General features: G+C 61.6%; 17 protein-coding genes. 6 read left to right on the forward strand and 11 right to left on the reverse strand.

The window, feature by feature from the left end; translation table 11 throughout:
* The 8 genes from AAFM31_RS05250 to AAFM31_RS05285 form a co-directional block, all read right to left on the reverse strand.
* Nucleotides 1-809 (reverse strand): restriction endonuclease (locus tag AAFM31_RS05250; RefSeq protein WP_341706853.1); only part of this gene is annotated, 809 nt, incomplete at its 3' end.
* Nucleotides 810-936: 127 nt separating this feature from the next.
* Entirely contained in the window at nucleotides 937-1,422 is a 486-nt protein-coding gene (locus AAFM31_RS05255) for a hypothetical protein (protein ID WP_341706854.1), read from the reverse strand.
* Between the two features lie 21 nt (nucleotides 1,423-1,443).
* The gene (locus AAFM31_RS05260; protein ID WP_341706855.1) at nucleotides 1,444-2,007 is read right to left on the reverse strand and encodes a hypothetical protein; all 564 of its coding nucleotides are present in this window, start codon (nucleotides 2,005-2,007) and stop codon (nucleotides 1,444-1,446) included.
* Nucleotides 2,008-2,100: 93 nt separating this feature from the next.
* Nucleotides 2,101-4,071 carry a methyl-accepting chemotaxis protein gene (locus AAFM31_RS05265; protein WP_341706856.1) on the reverse strand — a complete coding sequence of 657 codons (1,971 nt, stop codon included), beginning with the start codon at nucleotides 4,069-4,071 and terminating at the stop codon, nucleotides 2,101-2,103.
* Nucleotides 4,072-4,285: 214 nt separating this feature from the next.
* The gene (locus AAFM31_RS05270) at nucleotides 4,286-4,918 is read right to left on the reverse strand and encodes an FMN-binding negative transcriptional regulator (RefSeq protein ID WP_341706857.1); all 633 of its coding nucleotides are present in this window, start codon (nucleotides 4,916-4,918) and stop codon (nucleotides 4,286-4,288) included.
* Nucleotides 4,919-4,936: 18 nt separating this feature from the next.
* A complete protein-coding gene (locus AAFM31_RS05275; protein ID WP_341706858.1) occupies nucleotides 4,937-5,182 on the reverse strand; it encodes a hypothetical protein in 246 nt (81 codons plus the stop codon).
* 5 nt (nucleotides 5,183-5,187) lie between these two features.
* Nucleotides 5,188-5,595 (reverse strand): GFA family protein, encoded by a 408-nt coding sequence (locus tag AAFM31_RS05280; protein ID WP_341706859.1) that lies wholly within the window; start codon nucleotides 5,593-5,595, stop codon nucleotides 5,188-5,190.
* Nucleotides 5,596-5,613: 18 nt separating this feature from the next.
* Entirely contained in the window at nucleotides 5,614-5,748 is a 135-nt protein-coding gene (locus tag AAFM31_RS05285) for a VOC family protein (RefSeq protein ID WP_341706860.1), read from the reverse strand.
* A 305-nt stretch (nucleotides 5,749-6,053) separates the two neighbouring features.
* On the opposite strand from AAFM31_RS05285, the gene AAFM31_RS05290 reads away from it, so the two are divergent.
* From AAFM31_RS05290 to AAFM31_RS05310, 5 genes are all read left to right on the forward strand, one after another.
* Nucleotides 6,054-6,671, forward strand: a complete 618-nt coding sequence (locus AAFM31_RS05290) for a hypothetical protein (RefSeq protein ID WP_341706861.1) — start codon at nucleotides 6,054-6,056, stop codon at nucleotides 6,669-6,671.
* Complete coding sequence (locus AAFM31_RS05295) at nucleotides 6,664-7,392, forward strand: hypothetical protein (protein WP_341706862.1); 729 nt, start codon at nucleotides 6,664-6,666, stop codon at nucleotides 7,390-7,392. The genes AAFM31_RS05290 and AAFM31_RS05295 overlap by 8 nt, the downstream gene beginning before the upstream one ends.
* Before the next feature lie 107 nt (nucleotides 7,393-7,499).
* Nucleotides 7,500-8,078 (forward strand): TIGR00730 family Rossman fold protein, encoded by a 579-nt coding sequence (locus AAFM31_RS05300; RefSeq protein ID WP_341706863.1) that lies wholly within the window; start codon nucleotides 7,500-7,502, stop codon nucleotides 8,076-8,078.
* Nucleotides 8,079-8,187: 109 nt separating this feature from the next.
* Complete coding sequence (locus AAFM31_RS05305; protein ID WP_341707011.1) at nucleotides 8,188-9,030, forward strand: AraC family transcriptional regulator; 843 nt, start codon at nucleotides 8,188-8,190, stop codon at nucleotides 9,028-9,030.
* Nucleotides 9,031-9,077: 47 nt separating this feature from the next.
* Nucleotides 9,078-9,665 (forward strand): LysE family translocator, encoded by a 588-nt coding sequence (locus AAFM31_RS05310; RefSeq protein ID WP_341706864.1) that lies wholly within the window; start codon nucleotides 9,078-9,080, stop codon nucleotides 9,663-9,665.
* Here AAFM31_RS05310 and AAFM31_RS05315 read toward each other — a convergent pair.
* Nucleotides 9,607-9,996 (reverse strand): ORF6N domain-containing protein, encoded by a 390-nt coding sequence (locus AAFM31_RS05315; RefSeq protein WP_341706865.1) that lies wholly within the window; start codon nucleotides 9,994-9,996, stop codon nucleotides 9,607-9,609. The genes AAFM31_RS05310 and AAFM31_RS05315 overlap by 59 nt on opposite strands.
* A 105-nt stretch (nucleotides 9,997-10,101) precedes the next feature.
* Between AAFM31_RS05315 and AAFM31_RS05320 the strand changes: the two genes are divergently transcribed.
* Nucleotides 10,102-10,320, forward strand: coding sequence for a hypothetical protein (locus AAFM31_RS05320; RefSeq protein WP_341706866.1), 219 nt, complete (start codon nucleotides 10,102-10,104; stop codon nucleotides 10,318-10,320).
* 6 nt (nucleotides 10,321-10,326) lie between these two features.
* Here AAFM31_RS05320 and AAFM31_RS05325 read toward each other — a convergent pair whose 3' ends face one another.
* Both AAFM31_RS05325 and algB read right to left on the reverse strand, forming a co-directional pair.
* Nucleotides 10,327-12,102: an ATP-binding protein gene (locus AAFM31_RS05325; RefSeq protein ID WP_341706867.1), complete on the reverse strand. Its 1,776-nt coding sequence runs from the start codon at nucleotides 12,100-12,102 to the stop codon at nucleotides 10,327-10,329.
* Nucleotides 12,099-13,445, reverse strand: a complete 1,347-nt coding sequence (gene algB, locus AAFM31_RS05330; protein WP_341706868.1) for a sigma-54-dependent response regulator transcription factor AlgB — start codon at nucleotides 13,443-13,445, stop codon at nucleotides 12,099-12,101. The genes AAFM31_RS05325 and algB overlap by 4 nt, the downstream gene beginning before the upstream one ends.
* Nucleotides 13,446-13,513 lie beyond the last annotated feature (68 nt).

A 13,513-nucleotide genomic window follows, 5' to 3' on the forward strand; every position in this document is an offset into this window, starting at 1 on the left:
ACCATGGCGGCCTGACTTAAACGAAATGGCCTCCATAAAACCCGGTACGATTCACAAAGCGGCTTTGTGGCTTGCCGCGCAGCTGACGCAGCGGTAGGAGCAGAGTTTGGGGTTGGCTGAGTTACAGGCGTGCTTGGTTGGCTGCGATACATCAGGCGTTTGAGACCTGCGCCGTCGATCAGTTGGATATTGCGGCCCCGAGCGAAGGTTTTGGCTTCGTGGGTGAATTGGCCGGAGGTAACCACATAGCCGCCGACCGCCCCTTCTGCGGCCATGGCGCCGAAGAACTCGCGCACTATCGGCACGCCCACTTTCAATGAACGCCAGTGTTTGCACTGCACCAGGTACTTTTCGTTGTTCTTGCGCAGGATGAGGTCTACACCGCCGTCCGGGCCGCTGCCGCCGGTTTCGGTGATGCTATAGCCCTGCCGACGGAAGGCTTCGCCGATGAGTTGTTCAAATTGCTGCCAGCTCAGGCCGTCGATGGTTCTGGCCGGTTGAGTAGCGGATTTGACGCTGTTGAGCAGTTGTTTACGTTTGTGGCGGCCGGCGATTGAGCCGATGGCGCCAAGCAGGCAACAGAAGGGAATCAGGTACTGGCCAAACATGGCGAAGGTACGCCACAGCTGCCCCGCGATAACACCACCCATATCGCCGGGCTTGAGCGCAGTGGGCGGTGTGACAGGCGCCGTAGCGATGGGATGAAGAACCAGCCAACTGACCAGTGCAATCAGCATACTCACCCACCAGGGCAGGCGAGACAAGACGACGATGAAGTCTTCAATGGTTGAGCTACGTCTGCGCGCCATCCATGGGCTCCTGACTGGAAACAGTGGCTTCTTGCCATATCCGAAAAGTAGCCCGACACGCTAACGAGGTAAAGCGCTAATTCTTCCTGTCTGCGCCGTGATCCGCCCCGCGCTGCAAGGTGGCTGGCTAGTGCTCAGCGTGCAGATAAAAGTCGATGCCGTGTTCGGTTTTCTTTCGCACGACGGTAAAGCTGCCGCGCAGATGGACAACGACAATACCTGTCCCGCCTGAACTGTACTGATAAAGCGTATCCGGGCCGGTTTCCAGCACCAGGCGATACTGGTCGCAGTCGAGCCGTGCGAGGCTTTCGTAGGTCGGCAGCGCCAGCGGTTTGCCAACGGCGCTGCCGTCGATGAGGGCGTCGATATCGACTGCGCACTGTTCCTGCACGGTCTGATTTTCGCTGCGCGCCATGCTGGCATCGAGGTAGGTATCCACTTCAACGCGCTTGCCGTCGTTGCGCAGTAAAAAACCGATCAGGCCTGAGCCTGCGTTACTTGAGGTGAGATAGATGTTCTCGCTCAGGCGCTCCGGCAGCGGCTCACTCCAGTAGCTGCTGGCACAGCCGTTGAGCAGTACTGCGGCGCAGATCAGGGGTGTCAGTCGTTTCATGCTGGTCTCTGCAATGCAATGTCAGCGATCAGGGCAGTGATCGCCGAGGCGGTTGAAGCGAATGCTATCGCTGGTGCTGCCGGCCACCGGGACGATCAGGAACGCCGTGCCCGCGATACTGGAGCCCTCGGTCAATACGCCGTTGCCGCTGCGATCCAGCCTGAGGGTAACGCTGCTGTGCGCCAAACCAATAAAGGGGTTGTCTGCCGGTGCGGCGAATGAGCTATCCCAACGCCCGGGCAGGCTGATCTTCTCGCCATCAAAGGTGAAGTGCTCGCCCTGCCGATAGTCGGCCTGCAGCGTCGCGCCTTCGCTGCTGTTCGCCAGCACCCGCACTCGATCGGCCTCGGGCACCTGCACCTCGATGACGGCGATAGCAGCGTGCTCTGCAACGGGCTGCACCCAAAATAGCTGACTCAAATAACGGGCTCGACCTGCCTCCTCGGTTTCGCCGGCATTCTGATAGCAACCGGCAATGGCAGCCAGATCGCCGATGGGCGCCGCATCAGAGACGAACTCACTGCCACTGTTGAACACGCAGCCGTGTAACGTCGCACTCAGGAACAACAGCCACTCTTTGCGCATGTTCGCCTCCGCTAGCAGCACACCCCACTGGACCGTGCTTGCTTACCGGTTTAGCGCAGTTTCCCGCGCGGGGCAACGCTGGCAGGCTGACGACTAGACCCGAAACCCCTGCGCTAAGGCCTGTAGCTCGCCAGCCAACTGCGCCTGGCTGTCAGTCACCTGTGAGATTTCACGCGAGCCGTTGAGCGTCTGCAGCGAGGTTTCGCGCACCGAACTCATGCTGCGGGAGATGTCACGTGTGACCGCCACCTGTTGCTCGGCAGCAGCGGCAATCTGCGACGACATGCCGGAGATGCGGTCGACATCTTTTAGGATGGCGGCAAGCGTGTCTTCCAGCTTCTCGGCTTCATCGGCGCTGAGGTTGGCCAGCCGGTGGCTGTCGGTTACTGCGCCGCGAACGCCATCGGTGATCTCGCGGAAGCCACTGATCATGGTTTCGATTTCAACCGTGGAGTCGTGGGTCTGGCGCGCCAAATTGCGCACTTCGTCTGCCACGACCGCGAAGCCGCGGCCGTGCTCCCCGGCGCGCGCCGCTTCGATTGCTGCGTTGAGCGCCAGCAGGTTGGTCTGATCGGCCACTGCCTTGATCACATCGATGACTCGGGTGATGGACTCACTGCTCGCCTGCAGGCGCTCCATCTGACCATTTACCTGTTCGATGGCGCCCGCCAGATGACGAATGCGGCCCACACTTTCCTGCACGACTCTACGCCCTGCTTCATTGCGCGCGGACGCGTGCTGCGCGGCCTCGGCCACTTGCTGGGTATTGCGCGAGATTTCTTCCGAGGTGCTGGACATCTCTTCTGCAGCAGCGGCGACCTGATCCACCAGCGCCTGCTGCTGGCCGACCTGATCGGAGTTCTGACTGGCTGTGGCACGTGTTTGCTCCGAGGCCGAGGCCAGCCGCACGCTGGTTTCATCTATCTGGCTCAAGGCGCCGGAGAAGGTTTCGATCAGACCGTTCAGCGCGCTGCCGATCAAGCCCATTTCATCCTTGGAACAAACGCGGGTGCGGATCGATAGATCCTTGCGCTCCATGACCTGACGAAAATCACCCAGCAGCTGATTCACCTGACTGGACACGCCCATGATGATCAGCAGTGCCAGTAGCAGCACTGCCGCGATCACCACAACGCCGATGATCGCTGCACCCCGCAGTTCCGCACGCGCGCCAGCCAGCACTCGCTCGGTGCCCTTCTTCATATCCTCAGCCAACTGCTGCTTGAGCTGATAGACGCCGTCGATGGCCAAACTGGCGCTGTCGAACCATTCAATATTGGCCATCCCCAGGAAGCCGTATTCGGAACCGATCAGCCGGTCACGCAGGGTGTTGAACGCGAGGTTTTCCGGCCGTTGCTGCAACGTCTGCAGCTGCCCCTGCAGCGAAACACCAAGCAGGTCGCCGGCGGAATTGAGCAGCGCCTGAGTACGAGCCCCCGCGGCGCTAACCTCCGCGGCCAGCGCCAGCGACAGGCCGCCTTCGCTCAGCACCTGAGCACCGGCAGCCATCTCGCGCGCGCCCCATTCGGTCGCTTCGGTCAGGGCCAGAAATCCGCCCATCATGCGCGTCAGTAGTGGTTCGCTGGCTTGCATCAGGATGGTCGGAATCAGTCCGATCATCTGTTCCACAGCTGCGGTGTAGGTCTGGTAGGCAAGGGTCGAATCCACATCTTCCCTGATCACCCGGTCACGCAGCGGCGCCAGGGTGTCGAGCGCGTCGTTGATCCGCCCAAGCTCGGCGGCGATCACCACCCGCTCACGTCCCTGCAGCTGCGCGATGCTGTCACGCAGCGCTGCCAGGCTGACGTCGGTCGCGGCACGCTGGCCTTCCAGTCGCTCGACGACGCGGCCGTCGGCGCCACCGCTGGCGATATACAGCGCGGTCAAACCCCGCTCCTTCTGCAGATTCTCCAGGGCGGGGTCAGCGGTGAGCACCAGGTCGAACAGCGCCTGAGAAGACTCGGTGCTCTGCAGATGCGCGTAACGATCGGCACTAGTTGAACCGGAGAAATAAAGCGTGCCTGCCAGCGCGGGCAGAATGAGCAGCAGCAGTTTGCCGCGCATGGAAAGATTTCGAAGCAAGGACAGCATGATGGTGAACTCTGAGAAAAACCTGACTGAATGGACAGGTCGACTCAGCAAGAACAGTGCCATCACTCGGCCACCCAGCAATGGCGCGTGCGCGGCGAAAGCCCTGACTACGCGCACCAGTTCAGGGCCGGGGCAGTACGTATGCGCCCAAAAAGGGTTCGCTAACTGGATCCCTGACGCACCATCGTCAAGGTCTGGGAGCCGCCATCGCCTGCGCCAGCGCCGCCTTGCCAGAGCCTTCCAGCGCCTGAGCAGCACCGGAAATATCTTCAGCAGACTTGTTCTGACTCAGCTTGAACTTGCCGACCAAGCGCTCAATCTCAATCTCGATGCCGACAATCGCGGCAAGCATCTGGCTGATGTAGTCCGGACTGGAGTCTGTCATTTTCCAGGGACGCGCCTGCCCACTCTGCGCTTCGTGCTCGCGGGTCAAACGTGCAACCAGACCACGAACAAAGCGCTCGTCGTCGCGCAGTCGGATACGTCCGTGGGCATGCACGACCTGATAGTTCCAGGTTGGCACCTGGCGGTGGGTTTCGTGCTTGCTCGGGTACCAATTGGGCGAGATGTAGGCCTGCGGGCCCTGGAAGATCACCAATACGTTCATGCCGTCCACAATCTGCTCGACCAGCGGGTTGGCGCGCGCCAAGTGCGCCTGCAAGGTGCCGTGTGCGCCCTGCTCGGCCAGCAGCTCGAACGGGATGTGGTTGGCGTCCAGGCCATCGGCGCCCGAGGTTACCAGCGCCCCCAGGGGGTTGGCGCAGATCAGGGCATGCAGTTCGGTGGTGCGGGGTTCGGCAAAATGTGCGGGCAAATACATGAGGTATTCCGTGGCAAGTCAGACGGCAAAATATTGATCAAGCGAATACAGCGCAAACGCAAACAGCAGCCAGAACAGCACACCAGCCGTTGTCTCCAGCCAAGCGCTGTAGGTGTGCCGTCGCAGCCAGTGCAGCGGCCACAGGCTGCGTAACAACCAGCGGCCTGGAATCCGCAGACTGAGGTCCAGGACGACTCCCGCCTCGAGGATCAGACGGCCCAGCAGCAACACCCCGCGGGCTAATGCTTCAAGCAACTCAAGCATCCGGGTTACTCCACGCTGGGCGCGTACTCGGCAAAGCACGGCAGCCCATCAGTGATCTCAAACCAGTTGGCCTTATGGGCGGTAAAGAAGTGCGCCTGAAAGTGGGCATCCAGTTCGCCATCGAGGATGCCGGCACGCACCCGCAGAACGCCCGGCACCCGCTCATTAGAGCTGTAGATTGGCGAGCCGCAACGGCTGCAGAAACAGCGCTGTTTGCCGGGCGAAGAGCTAAAACTGCTCAACAGCTCGCCGCCTGCCAACAGCCGAAATTGCGCCTTGCCTACCGGAATATTGGTCGCGAACGCAGTGCCCTGCGCCTTGCGGCACTGGCCGCAGTGACACACCTGAATCGGCGCCAACGGTTGATCAATCTCGAAGCGAATACCGCCGCACAGGCAGCTTCCGGTAACCATACAAACTCCTTTTCCTGTTCAACCATCGGGTAATAGCTGTGGATTCCAGACCACGTCCCAGAGATGACCGTCCGGGTCGGCAAAGTAACCCGCGTAGCCACCCCAGAAGGTGTCCTGTGCGGGCTTGACCAAGACTCCCCCGGCCGCTGTCATGGGCGAGACTGCTACGCGGCCAGAGCGCCAACTTCAAGCCGTTGTGCAGGTCTATGAACACCACTGCGCCATATTCAAACTCACTGCCAACAATACCGTCAGTCGGGAAGCCAAGACCGTCACGGTAAAACGTCAGCGAGCGCTGCAAATTGGTCACGCTCAGGGTAATGACGGAGATCCGCGGAGTCATGCTTCCTGCCTCTCTAGGCGGTCGCTGCCCGACCAAAATATAGCTCCTAAAAGCTAATATTGAAAAATTAGCGTATTACGGCTAACGTCAATGCAGATTGCACAGGGACACGCTTATGACCATTGCAGCCGTATTGACCGGCGACCTGATCGATTCTCAAGGTGTCGAGGATACGCAGGATTACATCAAGCAGCTACGTGAAGCGCTACAGCAGTTGCAGGCCGTCTGCTCGTTCCAATATGAACTGTATCGCGGCGACGGCTTTCAGCTAACGCTGGAGTCTGCAGCAGATGCAGTGCGGTGCGCGGTGCTGCTACGGGCCGCGCTGATTGCCGCCAGCCCGGAACACGAGCGATACGACGCCCGCATTGCCATCGGGATAGGCCAGGCACCAGCGGATAACCGTTACGGCGAGGCCTTCGTTCTGTCAGGGCGTGGGCTCGACAGCATGAAGAAGGACAGCCTCGGCCTGTTCACCCACAACGCCGCCTTGTTTGACCGCCTTGAGTTGCCGACCGCGTTTGCGGCGCGCGTCATCGAGCAATGGACGCGTGTCGAGGCGCAGACCTGGTGGCTACACACCACCCTTCAGGTCAGCCAGAAGGCGCTCGCCGAGCATCTGGACAAGTCACAGGTGACCGTCCACAAGGCCCTGCAACGGGCCGAGGCACCGCTGATGGATCGCTATCTGGCCCGCAGCAGTGAATGGATTCAGGAGCTCAGCCATGACTGATACTGTCCTGCTCTTGCTTATGCTGCTTCTGCACATGCTCAGCAGCCTGTGGGCCAGCGCTCGGCCGCTTCCTGCAGAGGCCAACCGCATGCAGCAACGAGCCTGGCTGATCCTCAAGGCGCTGCCGCTGGCGGTCGCCATGGGCGCGTTGCTACTGTCTCAGAGCCTGACCACCGCCCTGCTGGCGTTTATCCTGGTGCTGTACAGCCAACTGCTGCTGGAACACCAGCGGCTGACCAGGCCGCAGACGTTTGTCACCACGGCGCTGCTCAGCCAACTGCTGCCGGTGCTTATCCTGGTCGGGTTGTGGTGCGCCGCGACGAGCAACTGGCCGCAGCTCGCTGCTGTGTTTGCGCGCCTGTTGCAGCAAGACACATTGATCCTGGCGCTGGCGGCCCTGTTTTTGCTGCACCCAGCCTCGACTCTGATTGCGCAGATCCTGACGCCTTGGCTCAATCACCGCGACCTGCAGGACGAGCAATCGCTGAAACAGGCCGGACGGCTGATCGGCTTTCTTGAGCGCCTGCTGATCTTCGCCTTTGTGGTGATGGGCCAGTGGTCGGCCATCGGCTTTCTGCTGGCGGCCAAAAGCATCATGCGCTTCAACGATACCCGCACGGCCAAGCGGCCGGTGTCCGAGTACGTGTTGTTGGGTACCCTGCTGAGCTTCGGCTTCAGCATCGCTACCGGATTGGTCGCCAGAGCCCTGCTGGGTGCCTAGCCGACCTGCGCTAATCTGGAAAAATTAGCCTTGCAAGGGTAAAGTCATACTCCCTTCGCCGACGTCCAGCGCGTCACGCCTCCCCTCTCAGCTCATCAGGAGTACTCATGCGTCTGTGTGTTTTCTGCGGTTCCAGCCCCGGCAACAAACCCGAATACCTCGCCGCTGCACAGCAGCTCGGCACGGCGCTGGCCAAGGCCGGTATTGGCCTGGTCTACGGCGGTGCGCAGGTCGGCCTGATGGGCGCGGTCGCCGACGCGGCACTGGCCGCCGGCGGTGAAGTGATTGGCGTGATCCCGCGTCATCTGGTTGAACGCGAGCTGGCCCACGAAGGTCTGACCACCCTGCACGAAGTCAGCTCCATGCACGAACGCAAAGCGATGATGGCCGATCTGTCCGACGGTTTTATCGCCCTGCCCGGCGGCGTCGGCACCTTTGAGGAACTGTTCGAAGTCTGGACCTGGGGCCAGCTGGGTCACCACCAGAAGCCGTGCGCGCTGCTCAACGCCGCCGGCTACTACGATCAACTGATCGCCTTCCTGGACCACGCCCTGACCGAAGGCTTCATGCGCCAGCCCTACCGCGACATGCTGATCGTCGATACCGAGGCCAACGCCCTGCTCGACAAGGTCCGCGCCTACGCGCCACCGAGTGTGTCCAAGTGGGTGAAAGCGGAGGAACGCTAGCCCTCTTTGCACAGCGCCCAAACGTCATGGGCTGCTGTGCACAAATCTTCCAGACAGCTCCAGCGACTGCGCTATGCTGCGCCAAGACCCCACAACCGAAGCGCTACGCATGAACGGCAGCAACTGGCTCGATCTCAAGCAAGATGCCGACACCGGCATCGAGACGATTCGTGCCCATTTCGAAGGCCACGCCTACGACCCACACTGGCACGACAGCTATCTGGTCGGCTTCACCGAGCAGGGCGTGCAGCGCTTTCACTGCGGGCGGCAGCGTTATGACAGCGTGCCAGGCAAGGTAATCCTGATCGAGCCTGGTGAGGTACATGATGGGGAGGCGCCAACCGAAGACGGCTTTACCTATTCCATGCTGTATCTCGATCCAGGCTGGATGGAGCGCGAACTCCGCGGGCTGTTTGGCGATGCGCCGGAGCACTGTGTGCCCGGCATGAGCATGACGGTAGCGCAGTCACCAGAGCTGATTTTTGCCATCGCCAGTACCTTTCAGACCCTGCATCAGCAAGAATTGCGCATCGTCCGACAGACCGCGCTGGACTACCTGCTCAGCCAGCTGTCCGCCCACACCCACTGGCGCAAACGCACGGAGGCTGACCCGCGCATGCCACAGGTAGCACTGCGGGCACGCGACTATCTGCACGCCCATGTGCACGACGATGTGGGCCTGAATGAGCTGACGGCGGTGACCGGTGTTGACCGCTTCCGCCTGAACCGCGCCTTCAAGGCGGCCTTCGGAATAGCGCCCCACGCCTATCTCGTACAACTGCGCCTGGCTCAGGCCCGCAGACAACTAGCCGCAGGCAAGGCCCCGGCCGAGGTTGCTGCAGGGCTGGGTTTTGCCGACCAAAGCCACCTTGGCCGCTGGTTCAAGCGCGCCTACGGCCTGACTCCCGCCCACTATCAGCAGCGCTGCACAGGCCTTCCAGACCGCCGCTGAGACAATCAGCAAACTGAGTCCCGAATCCACCTTCGGGAGAATCTGTCTTGACCACTTTACTGCCCTTTCTGGTATTTGCTTTCGTTGCGTCCATCACCCCCGGCCCCACCAACCTCCTGGCGATGAGCAGCAGCGCGCGCTTCGGAATGCGCGCCAGCCTGCCGATTGTGCTCGGCGGCTGCGTGGCATCGGCGGGCCTGGTATTGGCGGTCGGTCTGGGAGCCGGTGCAACCGTGCTTAATCAGCCGGCGATCGCAGCGCTACTCGGCTGGGCCGGTGCGCTATGGCTAAGCTGGCTAGGCTGGAAAATCGCCAGCGCCGAGGTCGCACTGGAGGCTGATGCGGCGACGGACAGACCGCTGGGCGCTGGCGCAGCGGCGCTGATGCAGGTCGTCAACCCCAAACCCTGGACCGTAGCGCTGGCGGTCGTCGGCGTCTTCATGAGCACGTCCGGCGCGCCCGCTTGGCTACTGGCTCTGCTGTTCCTGCTTATGGCCATTCCCTGCATGCTGCTTTGGGCCTGGCTGGGGCAGAAAGCCCGGCACTGGCTGCATTCAGCCCCAGCGATGCGTCGCTTTAACCTCCTGATGGGGGCGCTTCTGGCGGGGTCTGGCTGGTTTGGTCTGCTCGGCTGAGCGTCGTCATGCGTTCATAACCAGAACGGGTCAGCAACACCAGATTGACCGTGGTCGCGTAAATCTGCCCGCTGGTCTTCAGGCTGTCGATCAGCACCTTGTGCTCATCGGCAGCCAGATAGAAGAAGTCGCGCCCCTCTTCCAACTGCGCCTCACTGCGGCGAAAAACGCGAAAACTGGTGCCCTTCGGTACGTTATTGAGCTCATCGAGCTGACGCAGGCTGAGGGTGTCGGTATCGGCGAAGCGGATGGGCTGCATAGTATTGAAGATGACCTGTTGAAAGTACGCATACGCGCCGGTTTGGCGCTGCAGGGTAACGAATTTCGCCATGCACGTCCGCCCCTTGGGCGACGAAAGCTGGAGCGACGAAAGCGCCTGTATCAGCTGACGCTGGCCAGTTATACTCGCCGCCCCATTTACTCAACCGAGCGCGCCATGACCGAGCACAACGACAACTGTCAGCACGATACCGCCACCGCGGAACAGGCAGATACCAGCGCGCCGCGTTCTGGCCTTGGCGCACTCTTCGCCGCCGCCAGCAAGCAAGCTGGCAAGGCCGCACAGCCAAAGCAGGGCAAAGCCGGCTTCGACCCGCACACCAAGCGTGTCCACATGCCGCCGCGTGGCACCCGCCGCTCGATGGGTAAGCGCTAGTCCGGATTACAGCGGCAGAGTGAAGTAGAAACGCGCGCCCGCGCCCGGGCGAGACTGCACGCCGATGTTACCGCCGTGCAACTGCACAACCTCCTTACATAACGCCAGGCCCAACCCGGCGCCGCCCTTTTTGCTGCCAACCTGCACAAAGGGTTCAAACACTCGCACCTGCTGACTGTAAGCAATGCCCTCGCCGTCGTCCGCCACGTCGAACAAAACACGTTCGCCCTGACGCTGTGCATGCACCGTCACGCTGCCTCCGCTATTGCTGTGGCGCAGGGCATTGCCGATCAGGTTATCCAGCACCCGCTCGATCTGCAGCCGATCGAGCCGTGCGTGCGGCACATCATCCCCCGCCTCCAGCGTCAGCGCGATGCCTCGCTCCTCAGCCTGCGCCTGAAAGCGCGTCACCGCAGACGCGGCCAGCTCGACCGGGTTGCAGGGCTCCAATTCTAATTTCTGCAGGCCGTTCTGATAGCGCGAAAAATTGAGCAGGTCATTGATCAGGTCGACTAACCGACGCATTTCCTCGTCCACCGTATCGAGCAGATCGCGCTCGCGACTGCCCTCGGCAACCTGCAAACGTTCCTGCAACAGGCCAAACGCCATGTGCATGCCAGTGACTGGCGTGCGCAGCTCGTGTGATGCCCGCAGGACAAACTCGCGCCGAACCCGTTCAAACGCGCGCTGCTCGGTCACGTCGCGCAACACCATCACGGCGCCCTGTACCCAGTTGTCGGTTCGCACGACCGGAGTCAGGCTGTAATCAAGCAAGCGCGTCTCCCCGGCCACGTCGACGGCCAGGTCTTCCTGCTCGCTGCCAGAGGCATTGCCAGCGAGAATCTCGCGCACTTGATCATCCAGCTCGGGATGGCCCATCGCCTGGCCCAGCGTCTGCCCCAACTCGCGTGAGTCCCAGTTAAGTTGCCGCCGCGCCACCGGATTAAAGTGATCAACATCGCCCTGTTGATCGAGAATCAGCAGGCCGTCATCAATACTGTCCAGCACCGCCTGCAGTCGCCGCTGTTCGGCCTGCAGTGCCTCCAGATCGCTGTTCTTGAACTCACGCAACGCCTCGGCCATCGCGCCAAAGCGGCGGCTGAGTGCACTGATTTCATTGACCGGTGACAGCGGCAGGGTGACGTTGAAGTCGCCCTGGCCGATCTTGTCGGCCGCGCCAGCCAGTGCTTCGATCGGGCGGCCGAAGCGCTGCGCTATGCTGTGCGCCGTCAGCAACCCCAGCAGCAGCACCGCCGCGCCGATCAGCCCCAGCAGACCGACAATCAACCAGGCGCGCTGGTGGATGGTTGCCTCCGCCGCCTCGACATACGCCAGATAGCGATATTGCACTTCGTTGATGCGATCACGCATGGCCGCAACGCTAAGGCTGAACGTGTCATCCGAGAGCAGATCCCGGCGCAAGGTACGCGGCCGGTAGAGCACATCGTCATAGACCCCGTAGGCGCGACCAATTTCAGCAACAGCCTGACGGTCCTCATCGGTCCGGGCCTGCTCACCGGCCTCGGCCAGCCACTCCTTGAAGCGCTCGTCCGATGCACTCAGCGCCTCGCGATCAAGCTGCTCTGACAGCAGCAGGGTCACCTGTCGACCGATCTCCTGACGCATCCCCAGCGAGGCCTTGAGAATGCCGATATTGCTGCCGACGCTGTAGGTCTGCGACTGCGTCAAACTGAGCACACCGAACAGGCCAACCAGCAAGCCGACCAGCGCAACGGTGAGCAAGGCACTGCTGCTGAGAAACAGCTGGGTCCGCAACTTCATAGGCCGAGCTGCTTGCGCTTGCGATACAAGGTAGAGGCATCAATGCCCAGCGTGCGGGCTGCCTGATCAAGGGTCGCACTGGACGCCAGGACCGCGGCGATATGCGCACGTTCCAGTTCGCTCAAGCTAAGGTTGGCCCCGACCCTCGGAGCGCTGCTGTCTGCCTCCGGCTCCCCCAGCCCAAGATGACTGGCGGCGACCAGCTCGTCGGCACAGATGATGCTGACGCGTTCAATGACGTTGCGCAGCTCGCGAATGTTGCCGGGCCAGTCATGGTTCAGCAGCGCCGCTCTGGCCTCTTCGCTGAAGCCGCGGGCCGGTCGGGCATATTCGTTTACGAAGCGGGCCAAAAAGCGCTCGGCCAGGTCAAGGATGTCGTCCGGGCGCTCGCGCAGCGGCGGCAGGGTCAGGGTTATAACGTTCAGACGATAGAGCAGATCCTCACGGAACTGCCCCTGCCGGGCCATCTCGGCCAGATCGAGGTTGGTGGCGGCGAGAATGCGGACATCCGCCTTGCGGGTGACCGGATCACCGACGCGCTCGTATTCCTTGTCCTGAATAAAGCGGAGTAATTTCGGCTGCAGCGGCAGCGGGAAGTCGCCAATCTCATCGAGAAACAGCGTACCGCCATCTGCCTGGCTCACCCGTCCAAGCGTACTTTCGCTGGCACCCGTGAATGCTCCCTTGCTATGGCCAAACAGTTCGCTCTCCATCAACTCGGTTGTCAGCGATGGACAGTTGATGGTGACGCACTCTCGCTTGCTGCGCCCACTCCAGCCGTGAATCAGCCGCGCCAGCTCGCCCTTGCCAGTACCCGATTCCCCGAGAATCAGAATATTGGCATCGGTGCCTGCTACCTGGCGCGCGGTTTCCAGCACGGCCATCATCGCCGGGCTGCGCGACTCGGGCGCCACGCGGGTCTGCTCGACAGCCTGCTCCAGATTCTCCAGCCGCGCTTCCATCTGCCGCACTTCAAGTTGCTTGGCCGCGGCCATACGCAACTGGTCCGGACTACAAGGCTTGACCAGATAATCCGACGCGCCGGCCTGCATTGCATCCACGGCCGTATCAACCGCCGAGTGCGCCGTTACGATGACCACCCGCATCCACGGCGCTTGCACGCGCATGCGCGCCATGACATCCAGGCCGTTTTCCTCGCCCAGACGCAGATCGAGAAAACACAGGTCGAACACCTGAGCCTGCAATACGGCCTCGGCCTGCGTCCCGCTGCTGGCGGTAGCAACGTGATATCCCTCATCTTCAAGACAGTAGCGAAACGTGCGCAGGATCGCTGGCTCGTCATCAACCAGCAAGATACGGCCTATGCCCTGATTTGTGTCCATATTGCTCCCTGCTTCAGTTACGGCCGCGCCAGCCTGCAGAGCCTCGTGCAAATTGCATGATGCCTCTG

Origin of the sequence: Halopseudomonas sp. (assembly GCF_038130085.1) — a bacterium.
Classification (GTDB): Bacteria; Pseudomonadota; Gammaproteobacteria; order Pseudomonadales; family Pseudomonadaceae; genus Halopseudomonas.

What these genes read in the sequence shown, in the direction of transcription:
- AAFM31_RS05255 (WP_341706854.1), bottom strand. Translation starts at nt 1,422, where the DNA reads ATGAAACGACTGACACCCCTGATCTGCGCCGCAGTACTGCTCAACGGC.
- AAFM31_RS05260 (WP_341706855.1), bottom strand. Translation starts at nt 2,007, where the DNA reads ATGCGCAAAGAGTGGCTGTTGTTCCTGAGTGCGACGTTACACGGCTGC.
- AAFM31_RS05265 (WP_341706856.1), bottom strand. Translation starts at nt 4,071, where the DNA reads ATGCGCGGCAAACTGCTGCTGCTCATTCTGCCCGCGCTGGCAGGCACG.
- AAFM31_RS05270 (WP_341706857.1), bottom strand. Translation starts at nt 4,918, where the DNA reads ATGTATTTGCCCGCACATTTTGCCGAACCCCGCACCACCGAACTGCAT.
- AAFM31_RS05275 (WP_341706858.1), bottom strand. Translation starts at nt 5,182, where the DNA reads ATGCTTGAGTTGCTTGAAGCATTAGCCCGCGGGGTGTTGCTGCTGGGC.
- AAFM31_RS05280 (WP_341706859.1), bottom strand. Translation starts at nt 5,595, where the DNA reads ATGGTTACCGGAAGCTGCCTGTGCGGCGGTATTCGCTTCGAGATTGAT.
- AAFM31_RS05285 (WP_341706860.1), bottom strand. Translation starts at nt 5,748, where the DNA reads ATGACAGCGGCCGGGGGAGTCTTGGTCAAGCCCGCACAGGACACCTTC.
- AAFM31_RS05290 (WP_341706861.1), top strand. Translation starts at nt 6,054, where the DNA reads ATGACCATTGCAGCCGTATTGACCGGCGACCTGATCGATTCTCAAGGT.
- AAFM31_RS05295 (WP_341706862.1), top strand. Translation starts at nt 6,664, where the DNA reads ATGACTGATACTGTCCTGCTCTTGCTTATGCTGCTTCTGCACATGCTC.
- AAFM31_RS05300 (WP_341706863.1), top strand. Translation starts at nt 7,500, where the DNA reads ATGCGTCTGTGTGTTTTCTGCGGTTCCAGCCCCGGCAACAAACCCGAA.
- AAFM31_RS05305 (WP_341707011.1), top strand. Translation starts at nt 8,188, where the DNA reads ATGAACGGCAGCAACTGGCTCGATCTCAAGCAAGATGCCGACACCGGC.
- AAFM31_RS05315 (WP_341706865.1), bottom strand. Translation starts at nt 9,996, where the DNA reads ATGGCGAAATTCGTTACCCTGCAGCGCCAAACCGGCGCGTATGCGTAC.
- AAFM31_RS05320 (WP_341706866.1), top strand. Translation starts at nt 10,102, where the DNA reads ATGACCGAGCACAACGACAACTGTCAGCACGATACCGCCACCGCGGAA.
- AAFM31_RS05325 (WP_341706867.1), bottom strand. Translation starts at nt 12,102, where the DNA reads ATGAAGTTGCGGACCCAGCTGTTTCTCAGCAGCAGTGCCTTGCTCACC.
- algB (WP_341706868.1), bottom strand. Translation starts at nt 13,445, where the DNA reads ATGGACACAAATCAGGGCATAGGCCGTATCTTGCTGGTTGATGACGAG.